General features: G+C 63.4%; 13 protein-coding genes. 4 read left to right on the top strand and 9 right to left on the bottom strand.

What is annotated here, in order from left to right:
• Positions 1 to 5 precede the first annotated feature (5 nt).
• Together gltA and gltX are read right to left on the bottom strand one after the other, a co-directional pair.
• Complete coding sequence (gene gltA / locus LB513_RS18505) at positions 6 to 1,334, bottom strand: citrate synthase (RefSeq protein WP_224664942.1); 1,329 nt, start codon at positions 1,332 to 1,334, stop codon at positions 6 to 8.
• Positions 1,335 to 1,516: 182 nt separating this feature from the next.
• A complete protein-coding gene (gene gltX / locus LB513_RS18500; protein ID WP_224664941.1) occupies positions 1,517 to 2,941 on the bottom strand; it encodes a glutamate--tRNA ligase in 1,425 nt (474 codons plus the stop codon).
• 103 nt (positions 2,942 to 3,044) lie between these two features.
• On the opposite strand from gltX, the gene LB513_RS18495 reads away from it, so the two are divergent.
• Positions 3,045 to 5,504 carry a ComEC/Rec2 family competence protein gene (locus LB513_RS18495; RefSeq protein WP_224664940.1) on the top strand — a complete coding sequence of 820 codons (2,460 nt, stop codon included), beginning with the start codon at positions 3,045 to 3,047 and terminating at the stop codon, positions 5,502 to 5,504.
• Here the strand turns inward: LB513_RS18495 and lexA are convergent.
• Entirely contained in the window at positions 5,498 to 6,244 is a 747-nt protein-coding gene (gene lexA, locus LB513_RS18490; protein ID WP_224664939.1) for a transcriptional repressor LexA, read from the bottom strand. The genes LB513_RS18495 and lexA overlap by 7 nt on opposite strands.
• A 374-nt stretch (positions 6,245 to 6,618) precedes the next feature.
• A complete protein-coding gene (gene kynU / locus LB513_RS18485; RefSeq protein ID WP_224664938.1) occupies positions 6,619 to 7,866 on the bottom strand; it encodes a kynureninase in 1,248 nt (415 codons plus the stop codon).
• A 220-nt stretch (positions 7,867 to 8,086) separates the two neighbouring features.
• Here kynU and LB513_RS18480 point away from each other — a divergent pair, with 220 nt between their 5' ends.
• On the top strand, positions 8,087 to 8,920 hold the full coding sequence (locus LB513_RS18480) for an alpha/beta hydrolase (protein WP_224664937.1): 834 nt from the start codon (positions 8,087 to 8,089) through the stop codon (positions 8,918 to 8,920).
• Between the two features lie 42 nt (positions 8,921 to 8,962).
• On the opposite strand, the gene glp is transcribed toward LB513_RS18480, so the two are convergent.
• Genes glp through LB513_RS18455 form a run of 5 tightly spaced genes read right to left on the bottom strand, consistent with a single transcriptional unit; the run spans position 8,963 to position 14,372 of the window.
• Positions 8,963 to 10,168 carry a gephyrin-like molybdotransferase Glp gene (glp, locus tag LB513_RS18475; protein WP_224664936.1) on the bottom strand — a complete coding sequence of 402 codons (1,206 nt, stop codon included), beginning with the start codon at positions 10,166 to 10,168 and terminating at the stop codon, positions 8,963 to 8,965.
• Positions 10,169 to 10,651, bottom strand: a complete 483-nt coding sequence (gene moaC / locus LB513_RS18470; RefSeq protein ID WP_224664935.1) for a cyclic pyranopterin monophosphate synthase MoaC — start codon at positions 10,649 to 10,651, stop codon at positions 10,169 to 10,171.
• 2 nt (positions 10,652 to 10,653) lie between these two features.
• Positions 10,654 to 11,469 (bottom strand): indole-3-glycerol phosphate synthase TrpC, encoded by an 816-nt coding sequence (gene trpC / locus LB513_RS18465; RefSeq protein WP_224664934.1) that lies wholly within the window; start codon positions 11,467 to 11,469, stop codon positions 10,654 to 10,656.
• Positions 11,470 to 11,472: 3 nt separating this feature from the next.
• Entirely contained in the window at positions 11,473 to 12,483 is a 1,011-nt protein-coding gene (trpD, locus tag LB513_RS18460) for an anthranilate phosphoribosyltransferase (protein WP_224664933.1), read from the bottom strand.
• Positions 12,480 to 14,372, bottom strand: coding sequence for a SurA N-terminal domain-containing protein (locus LB513_RS18455; protein WP_224664932.1), 1,893 nt, complete (start codon positions 14,370 to 14,372; stop codon positions 12,480 to 12,482). The genes trpD and LB513_RS18455 overlap by 4 nt, the downstream gene beginning before the upstream one ends.
• 144 nt (positions 14,373 to 14,516) lie before the next feature.
• Between LB513_RS18455 and tpiA the strand changes: the two genes are divergently transcribed.
• Positions 14,517 to 15,284, top strand: a complete 768-nt coding sequence (tpiA, locus tag LB513_RS18450) for a triose-phosphate isomerase (protein WP_224664931.1) — start codon at positions 14,517 to 14,519, stop codon at positions 15,282 to 15,284.
• A gap of 168 nt (positions 15,285 to 15,452) precedes the next feature.
• Positions 15,453 to 15,929 carry a preprotein translocase subunit SecG gene (gene secG / locus LB513_RS18445; protein ID WP_224664930.1) on the top strand — a complete coding sequence of 159 codons (477 nt, stop codon included), beginning with the start codon at positions 15,453 to 15,455 and terminating at the stop codon, positions 15,927 to 15,929.
• Positions 15,930 to 15,976 lie beyond the last annotated feature (47 nt).

Here is a 15,976-nt window from a genome sequence, read left to right as displayed (position 1 = left end):
CGCGATCAGCGCTTGGCGATCGGCACGTAGTCTCGCTCCGGCGCCCCGGTGTAGAGCTGGCGCGGGCGGCCGATCTTCTGGCGTGGATCCTCGATCATTTCCTTCCACTGCGCGATCCAGCCTACGGTGCGCGCGACGGCGAACAGCACGGTGAACATGGTGGTGGGGAAGCCCAGCGCCTTCAGCGTGATGCCGGAGTAGAAGTCGACATTGGGGTAGAGCTTCTTTTCGATGAAATAGGAATCGGTCAGCGCGATCTTTTCCAGTTCCATGGCGATGTCGAGCAGCGGATCGTCCTTGATGCCGAGCTCGCCCAGCACCTCATGCGCGGTCTTCTGCATGATCTTGGCGCGCGGATCATAGTTCTTGTAGACGCGGTGGCCAAAGCCCATCAGCCGGAAAGGATCGTCCTTGTCCTTGGCGCGGGCGATGAATTCCGGGATATGATCAACATGGCCGATCTCGCCTAGCATGTTCAGCGCCGCCTCATTGGCGCCGCCATGCGCGGGGCCCCACAGGCAGGCAATGCCCGCGGCAATGCAGGCGAACGGGTTGGCGCCCGACGAGCCGGCCAGGCGGACCGTCGAGGTCGAGGCGTTCTGCTCGTGATCGGCATGGAGGATGAAGATGCGCTCCATGGCGCGTGCCAGCACAGGGTTGATCTTGTATTCCTCGCAGGGCACGGCGAAGCACATATGCAGGAAGTTGGCCGCGAAATTCAGCTCGTTCTTCGGGTAAATGAAGGGCTGGCCGATATGGTACTTATAGGCCATGGCGGCGATCGTCGGCATCTTGGCGATCAGCCGCATCGACGCCACCATGCGCTGGTAGGGATCGGAGATGTCAGTGGAATCGTGGTAGAAGGCCGACAATGCGCCGACCACGCCGCACATCACGGCCATCGGGTGCGCGTCGCGGCGGAAGCCGGTGAAGAAGCGCGACATCTGCTCGTGCACCATGGTGTGGCGCGTCACGCGATAGTCGAAATCATCCTTTTGCGCCTTGGTCGGCAATTCGCCATAGAGCAGGAGATAGCAGACCTCGAGGAAGTCGCCATGCTCGGCCAACTGGTCGATCGGGTAGCCGCGATGCAGGAGGATACCGGCATCGCCGTCGATGAAGGTGATTTCCGACTCGCAGCTCGCGGTCGACGTGAAGCCCGGATCGTAGGTGAAGGCACCTGTCGTGCTGTAGAGAGACGCGATGTCGATGACGTCGGGCCCGACCGAGCCGCTTCGCACCTTGAATTCGTGAGTCTTGCCGCCGAATTCCAGTTTGGCCGTTGCGTCCTGGGTCTTGCCGCCCAGTTCCAATTTTGTCGCAGCTTCGGTCATTGCAAACTCCTTATTCTTTCCTCGTGCCGGCAACGGCACATATCGCGGAGCGACATCGGAACCACCGCAATGCGCATCGTCGCCACCGCATTTTTCGGGAGTGCGTGTCAAATTGGGTCAAGGCCTAATGTTGCACTGCGAAACCCACCTTTCAATGCCAATCTTCTTGGGCCAGTTTGCCCCTAATCGATTTGATCGCCTATGCGCGCGAGGCTTTCCTCCCGGCCGAGCACGGCCAACACATCGAATACGCCAGGCGACGTGCTCCTGCCGGTCAGGGCGGCCCGCAAAGGCTGGGCGACGGCGCCAAGTTTGTAACCGCCAGCCTGGGCAACCTCGCGGATCGCAGCTTCCGCCGCCGCCGCTGTCCAGTCTCCGGACAGCCCGTTCAAAGCTTCGTGAGCGCTGCGCAGGATTTTTCGCGCGTCGTCGGTCAACAGCAGGGCGGCCTTCTCGTCGACCGCGAGAGGCCGCTGGGCGAACAGGAAGGCGGCGCCGTCAACCAGCTCGACCAATGTCTTGGCGCGCTCCTTCAGGCCCGGGAGGGCTGCTAGCAATTGTGCCTTGCTACGGTCGTCGAGACGCGCGGCCATTTCCGGACCGCCCTCGAGATAGGGCAGGGTGGCGATGAAGATGTCGAACAGCTCTGCATCGGCCATTCGGCGCATATGGGCGCCGTTGATCGCTTCAAGCTTGGCGAAGTCGAAACGCGCTGCGCCCTTGTTGACGTCGCCGATGTCGAACCAGGAGATCATGTCCTTGATCGACATGATCTCGTCGTCGCCATGGCTCCAGCCGAGCCGCGCCAGGTAATTGAGCAGCGCCTCCGGCAGATAGCCCATGGCGCGGTAGGCCTCGACGCCCAGCGCCCCGTGCCGTTTCGAAAGTTTGGCGCCGTCGGCACCGTGGATCAGCGGGATATGCGACATGGACGGCACATCCCAGCCCATGGCGTTGTAGATAACGGTCTGGCGGGCGGCATTGGTCAGGTGATCGTCGCCGCGGATAATATGGGTAACGCCCATGTCGTGGTCGTCGACGACGACGGCGTGCATATAGGTCGGATTGCCGTCCGAACGAAGGATGATGAAATCATCGAGATCCTTGTTGGGGAAGCGTACCTCGCCTTGGACGCGGTCATGGACGATCGTCTCACCCTCGGTCGGCGCCTTGACGCGGATCGCGCCCCTGACACCTGGCGGTGCCTCAGATGGGCTGCGGTCGCGCCATTGGCCATTGTAGCGCGGTGGCAACCCCTTGGCACGCGCGGCCTCCCGCATCGCCTCGAGCTCGGCTGATGTCTCGTAGCTGTAATAGGCCTTCCCGATGCGCACCAGCTCCTCGGCCACCTCACGGTGGCGCGGCGCGCGCTCGAACTGCGATACAGGATCGCCGTCCCAGGAAAGGCCGAGCCAGGAGAGGCCGTCGAGGATGGCCGTCGTCGCCGCGTCGGTCGAGCGTTCCCTGTCGGTGTCCTCGATGCGCAGCAGCATCGTGCCGCCCATGTGCTTTGAGTACAGCCAGTTGAACAGCGCCGTGCGCGCGCCGCCTATGTGCAAATAGCCGGTGGGCGAGGGGGCAAAGCGGGTGACGACCTTGTCGGACATGGAACTCTCGGGGATGCGTCTGAGATGGGGTGCCGATGCACGGGCTTTCGCGCGCGTGGCGTTCATGTAGCATAGGGCGTCAAGGGTGCAAGGGGCAGACCCGATGGCTGGACGAGGCCGGGGCTTGGATCGGGGCGAGGACGCCGTCATCGGCGTCAGCGAGCGATCCCTCTTTGCGCCTTTGCCGACCTCGCCGCTGCCGACATCGCCGCCGGAGAAACGTCCAGGCAACGATCCGTCGCGAGCAGAGCTGCCGTCCTCAAGCCCACCTGCCCGGGCCGGCCTGGTCGAGCGTGTGCGCAAGCGGATTGGACCGATATCGCTGCCTCGCCTGCGGCACGGCGTGGCCGTTGCGGCTGATCTCGAACTCGACCGGGGCATCTGCTTCCTGCTGGTGCCGGTATGCCTCGCGGTTGGGGCGATCGCCTATTTTTCGCTGGCAGCGGAGCCTGATTTCGCGAGGCTCATCGCGCTCGTCGTGCTGATAGGGTTCTGTGCGCTTGTCTCGCGCTCCTGGGCGAAAACCCATCTCTGCTTCATGGCGGCATTTCTGTGCACGCTCGGACTGCTGGCCGCGAAGGTCGAGACGTGGCGGGCGGGGACCCAGGTTCTTGGTTCGGAAATCTCGACCCAAATCACCGGCCGCGTCGTCTCGCTCGACCAGATGGAGACCGGCCGCATCCGGCTGACCATCGATGTGGTGTCGACCGCCCGGCCGAAACTGCGCTACATGCCGCGGAGGGTTCGGCTTTCGGCGCGTAAGATCCCGGCGGATATGACGGCCGGCTCGCTGATATCGGGCTATGCCAAGCTGTTGCCCCCAACGGGGCCGGTGCGACCCGACAGCTATGACTTTTCCTTCGATAGCTATTTCGCAGGCATCGGCGGCAGCGGGTTCTTCCTGGGCAATCCGAGGATTGTCGCCGCCGACGACAAGGAAGTGCCTTTGCCGGCGCGCGTTTCCTCCTCGATCGAGAACGCCCGGGAGGCTATCGCCGAGCATATCAGGAGCATTGTCGGCGGCGCGGAAGGCGAAATTGCCGCGGCACTGATCGTGGGCGTGAGAGCCGGCATTCCCGACGAGATCAACGAGGCGATGCGGCGCACCGGCATTTACCACATCATCTCCATTTCCGGACTGCACATGGCCCTGGTCGCGGGCACCGTCATGGGGCTGCTGCGTGGCGCCTTCGCGCTGTTTCCGGACTTGTCCGCGCGCCGTCCGGTGAAGAAATATGCCGCCGCCGCGGCCCTGTTGTCGATTGCGGCCTATCTCGTGATCTCGGGCGTGGTCGTTGCCGCCGAACGCAGCTTCATCATGCTGGCGGTTATGCTGATTGCCGTTCTGTTCGACCGGGCGGCGCTGACCATGCGCAATCTGGCGATCTCGGCGATCGCCGTCATCATTGTGTCGCCACATGAGGTGATCGGCCCGAGTTTCCAGATGTCGTTCGCCGCGACGGCGGCACTGGTCGGCGCCTATGCGGGCTGGGCGGATCACCGAGCGGGCCAGACAAGGTCGCCGCCGCCGAAACGGTCGTTGCCCGGCTTCCTGACGCGAAAAATCCTGCATTCGGCAGGTGGGTTGGCCATGACCTCGATCATCGCCGGCAGTGCCACGGCGTTGTTTGCCATCTGGCATTTCCAGCGTGTGTCGCCGCTCAGTCTGTTTGCCAATCTGGCAATCATGCCGATCGTGTCGGTGGTGATGTTCCTGGCGGTTGCGAGCGCGTTGTTGATGCCGTTCGGATTGGATTGGCCGGCCCTCTACGTCATGGGCAAAGGCCTGACCGCGATGATCGCGATATCGGCGTGGATTTCGCAACGCTCGCCGCTCGACGCGGTCGGGCTGATTTCGCGGGAGTCCGTCATTCTGGTAGCGATCGCCCTGGTCATCGCGACGATGGCGACGACCTGGTTGCGGCTGGCTGCCCTCCCATTCGCGCTTGCCGGTTTGCTCACCGTCTCGCAGGCGCGAGCGCCCGACGTGCTGATCTCGGAGGATGCACGGCTGATTGCAGTCCCCATCGGCGGCGGCGAACTCGCCGTCAGCCGCGCACGGCCAAACGAATTCACCGTCGACAACTGGAAGCGGGCAGTGAAATCCGAAAGCATCATCGTACCGGAGGTGTTCAACAAGGGGGAAGGCCAGTTCGACCTGGCGCATGCCGCCGACCTCCCGTCCGGCGCTCCCTTCTATTGTGTCGAAGGCGTTTGTCTCGCCAGGCATCCTTCCGGTGCCATCATCGCGCATGTCGAGGATCGCAAGGACGCGTGGAAAGCGTGTGCCTTCGCCAATCTGATCGTCATCGACGATGCGACCGGCTATGATCCCTGTCACAACCCGCTGGTTCTTGTCATCACCAAGCGGCAACTCGCCCGCAAGGGAAGCGCTGCCGTGTTCTTCGATGGGCAATCGGCGATCGCGCCTGCGACGGTCAGTTTCGCGGTGGACAGCCCTTACCGGCCCTGGCACGCCAAGCGCGCATTCTCACGCGAAGCGAGGGGCCTGCCTCCTTACCGCAAACCGGAAAGGCCGGCAGACTCTCCCGCAGTTCAGTAACGCCTGATCAGCCCGACGAGCTTGCCTTGCACCTTGACCCTGTCGGGCCCGAAAATACGCGTCTCATACGCTGGATTGGCGGCTTCCAAGGCAATCGAGGCGCCCTTGCGGCGAAACCGTTTCAGCGTTGCTTCCTCTTCATCGACCAGCGCCACGATGATCTCGCCAGGCTGTGCGGTGTCCGCATTGCGGATGATGACGGTATCGCCATCGAAGATGCCGGCCTCGATCATCGAGTCGCCCTTGACCTCCAGGGCATAGTGCTCGCCGCCCATGATCATGTCCGGCGGCACCGAGATCGAATGTGTCTGATGCTGTATGGCGTCTATCGGCACACCGGCCGCGATGCGACCCATTACTGGGATGGATACAGCGGAAACCGCGTCATCATTTCCGGCGGGCATCCGCGGCGACGCCGGCTTGATTTGCCGGCCAAGTCCACCCTGGCCGCCACCATTCTGGCCAAGACTGCCCTGGATCACGCTTGGCGAGAACTTCTTCGCCGCGTTGAGCCCCGGCGCGATCGAGTCCGGTAGGCGCAAGACCTCCAGCGCACGTGCGCGGTTGGGCAACCGACGAATGAAACCGCGCTCTTCCAGCGCCGTGATCAGCCGATGAATGCCCGATTTCGAAGCAAGGTCGAGCGCTTCCTTCATCTCGTCGAAGGATGGCGGGATGCCGCTCTCCTTGAGGCGTTCATGGATGAACATCAGCAGTTCATGTTGCTTGCGCGTCAGCATGTCGGTCCCCAAGGATCAAAGGAAGGTCTGCAACAGAATCGGAAAAACAAACCCAGAACAAACACTATCTGTTCCAGTTGTGTTCCGCAACCGTTTAAAGTTTAATGATTTTGTTAAGGCGGCGTACATTTATCTGCCGTTCGGCGAGAGGACTGGCGGCTCTGCCGTGGCAGAGAGAGTGGCCCTGCCGTTTGAAATTGTTTGGTTAATGGCCGGTAAACAACGCTACGACAGTGTCGGTCGCCAACTCTTGCGAATCCCCGCGCGGCAGCCTGCTGGGGAATATCGGAAGGTTTGTCCGGAACGAAACGAAGACAAAACGCCAACCTCGCGCCGGCTCCAGCCTCGGCGTGGATGTGCCGTTGCCGGCCGGCTCAGGTAACCGCGTCCCTGACCTCGAAACGCGGATCCTTCCACGTTTCCGTGCGCAGAATGTCTTCCAACACCTCGACAGCCCGCCATACGTCCTTGTATCCGACATAGAGCGGCGTGAAACCAAACCGAATGGTCGACGGCGCGCGGAAATCGCCGATGACGCCGCGCTCGATCAATGCCCGCATGATCTGGTAGCCATGATCGTGAAGGAAAGACACCTGGCTGCCGCGCTTCGTCCAGTCGCGGGTGCTCTCGAGGGTCAGGCCATAGGCGCCACACTTCGCTTCGACGAGTTGGATGAACAGTTCGGTCAGCGCCACGCTCTTCCTTCGCAACGCAGCCATGTCTACCTCGTCCCAGATCGCAAGCGCGCCTTTGAGCGCGCGCATGGAGAGCACCGGCTGCGTGCCGCACAGGAAGCGTCGGATCCCTGCGCCAGCGACATAGTCTCGCTCGAAAGCAAAGGGCCGCGCATGCCCCCACCAGCCGGTGAGCGGTTGGCGTATATCGTCATGGTGGCGCTGGGCGGCATAGATGAAGGCCGGTGCGCCGGGGCCGCCATTGAGGTATTTGTAGCTGCAGCCAATAGCGAAGTCGGCATTCGCACGGTCGAGCTCGACCGGAAGCGCGCCGGCGGTGTGGCAAAGATCCCAGATGATAAGCGCCCCGGCCGCATGAGCTTTGCGGGTCAAAGCCCCCATGTCTCGCAGTTCACCCGATTTGTAATTGACGTGATTGACCAGGACCACCGCAACGTCTTCGTCGATCAGCTCCTCGATGGCTGGCGCATCGATGCCCGATAGACGCAGCGAGGCGCCATCGCGGGTCGTCGCCACGCCTTCGGCGATGTAGAGATCGGTTGGAAAACTGTCGCCCTCGGAGACGATCACGGTCCTGCCACCGCGCATGTTGAGCGCCGCATGGAGGACCTTGTAGATGTTGATCGACGTCGTGTCGCAAACCACCGTCTGACCGCTCGCTGCGCCGATCAAGCGTCCGATCTGGTCGCCAAGTTCGATCGGCATGTCGAACCATCCGGCGGAGTTCCAGGCTCGTATGAGATCCTGGGCCCATTCGTGACCCGCCGCCTGCTGCAATTCGGCAAGGACGGCATGCGACGCCGCCCCCAGGGAATTGCCATCGAGATAGATGACACCTTCCGGCAGGGTGAAACGATCGCGCATGGCGCGCAGCGGATCCGTGGCATCCATCGTCTCGATCGCGGCCAGATCGGGAATTTCGCTCATGTTCGTGCTTTCCTCGATCTTGCCGAAGGTCCGTAACCAGCGTTGCTTCGGTTTGGCCGTTCTCATCGCGAAGACCTGGAGCATGGCAGCGCAGCCGACGTCACGCAGGGTGGCAAGTGACGCGAGGTGTTTCAAGCCTAAAGTGTTGCTGCCATAGCATTGACGCCCGCCGTGACGATGGCCATTGCTGTGACGAGCAAATTTGTTGAGGGCAGGGGCGATGTTCGAACGTCATATCGCCGATTGGGACAATGCCTACGCCAACGGTGCCAACATTGCCGGCAGTGACCGCTGGCCGGCCGCCTGGACCATGCGGGCCGAGGCGTTTCGTGAAACGCGCCTGACCGTCAATCGGGCAAGGCTGGATATTCCGTACGGAGATGCACCGCGCGCCCGGCTGGATCTCTTCTTTCCCGACGCCGCGCCCAAGGGCCTCGTGGTGTTCATCCATGGCGGTTATTGGATGGAGTCCGACAAGGGTGACTGGTCGCACCTTGCCAATGGCGCAGTCAGCAGCGGCTTTGCCGTGGCGATGCCCTCCTACACCTTGTGTCCGGACATACGCATCGGAAGCATCGTCGGCGAAGTCGGGGTCGCGATCACCATGGCGGCGGGCTTAGTAGAAGAAGGCCCGCTGATGCTGACCGGACATTCCGCCGGCGGCCATCTCGCCAGCCGCATGGTGACCACGACCACGCCGCTCGCGGCCGCAGTGGCACAGCGCATTCGCCGCGTCGTCTCGATTTCAGGCGTCCACGATCTGCGTCCGATCATGCGCACAGGGATGAACACGACACTGGCTCTCGACGAGGAGGAGGCGCTTACCGAAAGCCCGGCGCTGCTGCGGCCACTGGACGGGACCCGCATCACGTGCTGGGCAGGCGGCGGCGAGCGTGCCGAGTTCCTGCGTCAGACTTTTTTGCTCGCCAATATCTGGACCGGCCTTGGCGCCACCACCAGCACCGTCATCGAGCCCGATCGTCATCATTTCGATGTCGTCGACGGCCTTGCCGATCCCGCGCATGCGCTGACGCAGACGCTGCTCTCTCCATAGCACCAGAGACTCTTTTTTATCAATGGTCTGCCTGCCCGCCCTTCAGCGAAACATCAACACCCGGCAGGCCTCGCCAACGGCGGCGGCGGGGGCGAACGGCTCCCGCACGATCAGTCCGTTGGCGTCGGCCAGCATCCGCAGCATCGAGGAGTCCTGGATGCCAAACGGCGTCGCGACAAGGGCGCCGTCATCGTCGCTGACGACCGAACGCACATAATCCTGGCGCAGGTCGTTGGCTTGCAGTGCAGCACCCAGGCGCGCGGGACGGATATCCTGGCGAAAGTCTCGGCCGCCCAACCGCGCCAGAAGCGGCTTCAGAAACAGTTGCGAGCAGACGAGGCTTGCGACCGGGTTGCCTGGCAGTCCTATGCACATGATATGGCCAAGGCGGCCGAACATCAGCGGCTTGCCGGGGCGCATGGCGATCTTCCAGAAGCCGAGCTTCATGCCTTCGCCGGTCAGCACGTCATGGATCAGGTCATGGTCTCCGACCGAAGCGCCCCCCAAGGTGACGATGACATCCGCACCTGACGCGACCGCTTTCGTCACCAGCGCCGCGATCGCTTCCTTGCGGTCCGCCGCAATGCCGAGATCGAGCGCGCGGGCGCCGACGGATTGTACGGCGGCGGCAACGCCGTAGGCATTGGACGAAATGATCTGGTCCGGCCCGAGTTCGCTGCCGGGCGGCAGCAGCTCGTCGCCGGTGGCGATGATGGCGACCAGCGGCCGCCTGACGACGCTCACCCGAGCATGGTTGGCGGAGGCTGCCAGCGACAAGGCTGCGGCGTCGAGCAGGCGGCCTGGTGCAAGCAGGACATCGCCCTTCGAAAAGTCGAGACCGACGCGACGGATGTTGCGTCCCTTGGCGGCAGGTTCCACCACCTCGATTTCGCCGCCGCCGAGATCCCTGACATTCTCCTGGATGACGATGGTCTCGGCGCCTTCCGGAAGTGGCGCTCCCGTGAAGATGCGCACGGCCTGTAACCTGCCGACGGCGCCGCTAAAGCCGCGCCCGGCCGGGGCCACGCCGATGACCGAGAGCCGCGACGGCACCGTCGCCACGTCTTCGGCGCGGCAGGCATAGCCGTCCATCGCCGACGCATTGAAAGGGGGCTGGGTACGGAGCGCTACGACCGGCTCGGCCAAAACCCGATCCATCGCCTCGAACAACGGAACGCTCTCGCCTGCCAGGGGTGCGGCGCCTTCCAGCAGGCGCTCCAGCGCTTCCGCGACCGGAACCAGCGCCATTCAGGGGGCCGCCTTGTAGTCGCCCGACTTGCCACCGGTCTTTTCGACAAGCCGGATGCCGGAAATGACCATGGCGCGGTCGACCGCCTTGGCCATATCGTAGATCGTCAGGCAAGCCACAGACGCGGCGGTCAAAGCTTCCATCTCGACGCCCGTCTTTCCGGTGACCCTCGCCAGGGCCGTCACCCTCAGGCCCGGCAAATCATGGTCCGGCTCGACATCGACGGAGACCTTTGTCAGCAGCAGCGGGTGGCAGAGCGGGATCAATTCATGCGTTTTCTTGGCTGCCATGATGCCGGCGATGCGCGCCGTGCCGAGCACATCGCCCTTCTTGGCGTCGCCCGCGAGGATCATGGTCAGCGTTCCTGGCTGCATCGAGACAGAGCCTTCGGCGATCGCCGTGCGCGTCGTCTCTTCCTTCTCGCCGACATCGACCATGTTGGCCTCGCCTTGCGCGCCAAGATGGGTGAGGGCGCCCGTCATGATCAGACGACCTCGACGGCCAGCGTCGTGCCTGTCAGCAACTCGCGCGTCGCCGCTGCGACGTCCTGTTGCCGCATCAGGCTCTCGCCGACAAGGAACGTGCCGATATCGCTCTTTTGCAGGCGCAGGCAGTCGTCATGGGTGAAGATCCCGCTTTCGCTGACCAGCAGCCGGTCCGCGGGCACCATGGTCGCCAGCCGCCTCGAGGTCTCAAGGCTGGTCTCGAACGTGCGCAGATTGCGGTTGTTGATTCCGACAAGCCGCGACGAAAGTTTTAGCGCGCGCTGGATCTCGGCCTCGTCATGCACTTCGACCAGAGCGTCCATGCCCAATTCGAACGCCGTCGATTCGAGTTCGCTCGCCAGGGCATCGTCGACACTGGCCATGATGATCAGGATGGCGTCGGCGCCCCATGCCCGCGCTTCGTGGACCTGGTAGGGATCGAAGAGGAAGTCCTTGCGCAATGCGGGTAGGGCGACCGCTGCCCGCGCATTCGTCAGAAATTCCGGCGCGCCCTGGAAGGATGGTCCGTCGGTTAGGACCGAAAGACAGGCCGCGCCCCCATCGGCATAGGCCCGCGCCAATGCCGGCGGATCGAAATCGGATCGGATCAGGCCCTTGGACGGGCTGGCCTTCTTGATCTCGGCTATCAGGGCGAAGGCGCCCGACCTGCGCTTCGCCTCGAGCGCCGCAAGGAACCCACGCGGCGCTTCGGCATCCCTCGCCCGCGCCTTGATCTCGGCCAGCGGCACGCGTGCCTTTGCCGCCGCGATCTCCTCGCGCTTGTAGGCCTCGATCTTGCGCAGAATGTCAGACACGTTCTATCCGTTCGTAATCTCGACCAGCCTGTCGAGCACTTGCAGGGCTCGGCCGCTGTCGATCGCCTGCGCGGCCATGGCAATGCCGTCGCCAAGCGTCGTCACCTTGCCCGCTACCACAAGTCCGGCTCCGGCATTCATCAACACTGTGTCGCGATAGGCGCCGGCGGTCCCGCCCAGCATATCGCGCAACGCCCCGGCATTGTAAGCGGCGTCGCCGCCACGCAATTCATCCTTGGTGTGACGAGCCAGCCCCACCGCCTCGGGGGTCAGCGTGAAGTGGCGGATTTCGCCGCCGATCAATTCCGCAACCTGCGTCTCGCCGGTGGTTGTGATCTCGTCATAGCCGTCACCATGAACAACCCAGGCGTGCTCGGCGCCGAGCGCTTTCAGCGTCTCCGCCACCGGCATGATCCATTCCGGCAGGAAGACGCCGACCATCTGCCTGACGACGCCGGCCGGATTGGAGAGCGGCCCGAGCAGGTTGAAGATGGTGCGGGTGCCGAGTTCGACGCGGGTCGGGCCGACATGCTTCATCGCCGGATGATGCGCCGGTGCGAACATGAAGCCGACGCCGGCCTCATGGATGCAACGGCCGATGACCTCGGGCGAGATATCGATCTTGACGCCGAGCGCCACCAGAACATCGGCGGATCCGGTCAAGGAGGACAGGCCGCGATTACCATGCTTGGCAACCGGCACACCGCAACCTGCGATGACAAAGGCAGATGCCGTCGAGATGTTGACGCTGTGCGAATTATCGCCCCCCGTGCCGACAATATCGATGGCACCGGCAGGGGCGTCGACGCGAAGCATCTTGGACCGCATAGTCGCGACCGCGCCTGAAATCTCGCCTACCGTCTCGCCGCGCACGCGCAGCGCCATCAGGAAGCCGCCGATCTGCCCAGGGGTCGCATCGCCCGACATGATGATGTCGAAGGCTTCGCGCGCCTCCTCGAAGGAGAGCGGGCTGCCGGCGGCGACCTTGGCGATATGGGTTTTCAGCGCGCTCATCTTGTCGAGGCTTGGGCGACGGCGGCTTGGTCGATGCGGATGTCGTATTGGGTCTGCAACTGTGCCACCAACTGGTCGAGCAAGTCATCCGACATACCCGAAGTGAACGATTTCTGAGCTTCCGCGGGGACCGAGCTGGCGTCGGCACCGGCTGGTTCGAACACCTCGGCGACCTTGAATAGGATCTGTCCGTCGCCGCTGGGCGAAGGAATCAAGCCGCTGCCGCCTTCGCCGACGGCAAATATCGCGGCAGCGCCGTCCTTGCCGAGATCGACATCGTCGGCCTCACGCTTGACGCCGCGTTTGGTCTGCTTTTCCAGCTTGAGTTCGCCTGCGATGGCGTCAAGTGTCGCGCCAGCCTTGAGTCGCTTCTCAAGCTCGTCAGCCTTGGCGGCTAGCCGTTTGGTTGTCTCGGCCGCCGTCCAGTCGGCGATGACCTTCTGGCGAACCTCGTCGAGCGTCCGGTCGCGCGCCGGCGTGATCGAGTCTACCTCGTAGAAGATGAAGCCATTGTCCGCCGTGGTCAGGGCGTCGTTCTCGGTTTTGGGCTCTGCCTCGAAGACCGCCTTGATAAGCTCCGGCGATTCCGGCAGATCCTTTACAACGGAACCATCGGGCTTGAGACCGCTACGATCGATGGCGTCGACGGTGACATCTTTGAGCTTCAGTTTGGCGGCCGCTTCAGCCAGCGAACTGCCGGAGGCGCGTGTGTCCTCATAATTGTCGTGAACATCCAAGAGGATGCGGCTCGCCTCGCCTAGTGCCAAATCCTTGCGGATCTGGTCGGACACTTCGGCCAGCGGCTTCACCACTTCAGGCTTGATCTCGGTGACGCGCAGCAGCACCGGACCGAAGGCGCCTTGCACCACGGGGCTGACTTCATTGACGGTGAGCGCAAAGGCCGCCTCGGCCACCGCCTTGTCCGCGATCTTGTCCTTGGCGAGCGTGCCGAGCAGCGTGTCGGCTTGAGTCTTGCCCGCCGCCGTGACGAGCTTGTCGAAAGTGGCGCCAGCCCGAAGCGAATCGAACGCGGCCTTGGCCGCCTCCGGCGTCGGGAAAACAAGCTGCTCGATGGTGCGCATTTCCGGCGTCGTGTAACGCGCCTTGTTCTTGTTGTAGTCGTCACTCACCTGGCTATCGGTAACGGCGGTCGTATCCATGATGTCCTCCGGTTCGAGGCGGACATAGGAGAATTTGCGAAATTCGGGCGCGGCGTAGGTTTTCTTGTTGGCCTCGAAATAGGCCGACAGCACGCTGTCGCCGGGGGCCGCGATCGGCTCGACCAGCGTCTTCGGCAATGTCAGATAGTCCACGGTGCGGTCTTCGCCGCGGTAGAGTGCCACCGCCTTGAAGAACGTGTCCGGCGCCTTGAGGCCGTCGGAAACCGCCTCGACGATCTGCTGGCGCACGGCCACCTTGGCGCGGTTCTTCAGATAATCCTCGGGACGCATGCCGATCTGCTGCAGCATGTAGTCGAAGGTTCGCCTGTCGAACTGGCCTCCGGGACCCTTGAAGGCGGGGTCCTCGCGGGTGAGCTCGGCCAGCCGGTCTTTTGAAAGGCCGAGGCCAAGCTTGCGCGCCTGCTCATCGAGAACGGCGCCCGACACGAGCTGCGCCAGGACCTGGTTGTCGATGCCGAGCGCCTTGGCCTGTTCGTGGGTGAGGCGCTGACCGAACTGCTGCGACATCACGCTGAGCTGGCGATCATAGGCAAGGCGATACTCGTTGATCGACACTTTGGTGCCACCCGCCGTTATCACCGAATCATGGCCGGCGAAGCCACCCATCAACCGACCGGAGATGCCCCATACGGCGAAACTCACCACGAGCAGCGAAAGCAACGTTTTCGCGACCCAGGTTCCCGCCGCGTTTCTCAATACACCAAGCATGGACAATTCCGATTTATGCGCAATTCGGCGTGCGCCGAGTCTGAAACAAGCGCAATAGCGCCCTTCCGGTCCACTGTCGATTGCTTTGTGGCCTGATTTTGGTAGTGAGGGCGAGTGCCGAATATCGACCGGAGAACCAAACCCATGACGCCAGGAATCCGCCCGCTTGTTGCCGGCAACTGGAAAATGAACGGTACCAGTGCATCGGTCAACGAGCTCAGGATGATCGGCAATGGCTTCATGAGCGGGCTCGATGCGGAGACCGAGGCGCTGGTCTGCGTTCCGGCGACCTTGCTGGCCCGCGCGGCGGAGATTTTGTCGCGCACGCCGGTCCATGCGGGCGGCGAAGACTGCCACACAGAGGAAAGTGGCGCCTACACGGGATGTATTTCTGCGGAAATGCTCAAGGACGCCGGCGCCAGCCATGTCATCGTCGGCCATTCCGAGTGCCGCGAGCAGCGCGGCGACGATGATGCGACGGTTCAGGCCAAGGCGTCCGCCGCATGGCGCGCCGGGCTTGTGGCCATCATATGTGTCGGCGAGACGCGGCAGCAACGTGAAGCAGGCGAGACGCTGGATGTGCTGTCGCGCCAGATCGCCGGTTCGGTGCCGCCGAGCGCCACCCCGTCCAACGCCATCGTCGCCTACGAACCGGTATGGGCGATCGGCACCGGCCTGACGCCGACCGCCGCGGACGTCGCCGAAGCGCATCGGCATATCCGTGAAAAGCTGGCCGAGAAGCTGGGCGCTGCGGCGGTGAAGATGCGCATTCTCTACGGCGGCTCGGTCAAGCCATCCAATGCGGTCGAACTGCTCGGCGTAAAGAACGTCGACGGTGCGCTGGTCGGTGGGGCGAGCTTGAAAGCCGCTGACTTCCTCGCTATCGCCGAGGCCTACCGCGATATCTCCTGAGAATTTCCGGACGCGGCCTTGCGCGCCGCCGGCCGGAATCGTTGCAAAGAACCCGTTGCTTCCCATATTCCGGCCACGGGCTTGGAAATGCCGTCAAAGCATTGTATTGAGCCGCCTCCAATTCACCGGTCGTGTCCACGGCCGGGCTAGGCCTTGCCAGGATAACCCATGGAAACCGTACTGATCGTCATCCATCTCATGGTCGTGCTCGCCCTTGTCGGCGTGGTGCTACTGCAGCGTTCCGAAGGCGGCGGCCTCGGCATCGGTGGCGGATCGGGTTTCATGACCGCGCGCGGCGCGGCCAATGCGCTGACGCGTGCGACGGCGATCCTGGCCGCGGCTTTCTTCGTGACCTCGCTGACGCTGTCGATCGTCGCCCGCTATGGTGAAAAGCCGATCGACATCCTCGACCGCGTGCCTGCGACATCCGACGGCGCCGGCAAGGGTGTGCTCGACCAGTTGCCCGGAACGACGACACCGGCGCCGGCCGGCAACGCCGCGCCGACACCACCTTCCGGCAATGACGCGGCGGCCACGCCTGCGCCAACCCCGCCGGCAACGGCGCCTGCCGCCGGTACGACTGCGCCCGCGACCAACGGGACCGCTCCAGCAGCACCAGCCACCCCTCAGGTTCCGAACCAGTAATCATCGGCGCCGAAGCCGCGATCTGTTGTGGATTGACAACAGTCGCG

Source organism: Mesorhizobium sp. ES1-1 (assembly GCF_020164785.1).
GTDB lineage: Bacteria > Pseudomonadota > Alphaproteobacteria > Rhizobiales > Rhizobiaceae > Mesorhizobium.
The sequence above is the reverse complement of the archived record's forward strand: the minus strand, read 5'-3'. Positions and strand labels throughout refer to the sequence as shown.

Coding starts and splice junctions, on each gene's coding strand:
- gltA (WP_224664942.1), bottom strand. CDS start 1,334: ATGACCGAAGCTGCGACAAAATTGGAACTGGGCGGCAAGACCCAGGAC.
- gltX (WP_224664941.1), bottom strand. CDS start 2,941: ATGTCCGACAAGGTCGTCACCCGCTTTGCCCCCTCGCCCACCGGCTAT.
- LB513_RS18495 (WP_224664940.1), top strand. CDS start 3,045: ATGGCTGGACGAGGCCGGGGCTTGGATCGGGGCGAGGACGCCGTCATC.
- lexA (WP_224664939.1), bottom strand. CDS start 6,244: ATGCTGACGCGCAAGCAACATGAACTGCTGATGTTCATCCATGAACGC.
- kynU (WP_224664938.1), bottom strand. CDS start 7,866: ATGAGCGAAATTCCCGATCTGGCCGCGATCGAGACGATGGATGCCACG.
- LB513_RS18480 (WP_224664937.1), top strand. CDS start 8,087: ATGTTCGAACGTCATATCGCCGATTGGGACAATGCCTACGCCAACGGT.
- glp (WP_224664936.1), bottom strand. CDS start 10,168: ATGGCGCTGGTTCCGGTCGCGGAAGCGCTGGAGCGCCTGCTGGAAGGC.
- moaC (WP_224664935.1), bottom strand. CDS start 10,651: ATGACGGGCGCCCTCACCCATCTTGGCGCGCAAGGCGAGGCCAACATG.
- trpD (WP_224664933.1), bottom strand. CDS start 12,483: ATGAGCGCGCTGAAAACCCATATCGCCAAGGTCGCCGCCGGCAGCCCG.
- LB513_RS18455 (WP_224664932.1), bottom strand. CDS start 14,372: ATGCTTGGTGTATTGAGAAACGCGGCGGGAACCTGGGTCGCGAAAACG.
- tpiA (WP_224664931.1), top strand. CDS start 14,517: ATGACGCCAGGAATCCGCCCGCTTGTTGCCGGCAACTGGAAAATGAAC.
- secG (WP_224664930.1), top strand. CDS start 15,453: ATGGAAACCGTACTGATCGTCATCCATCTCATGGTCGTGCTCGCCCTT.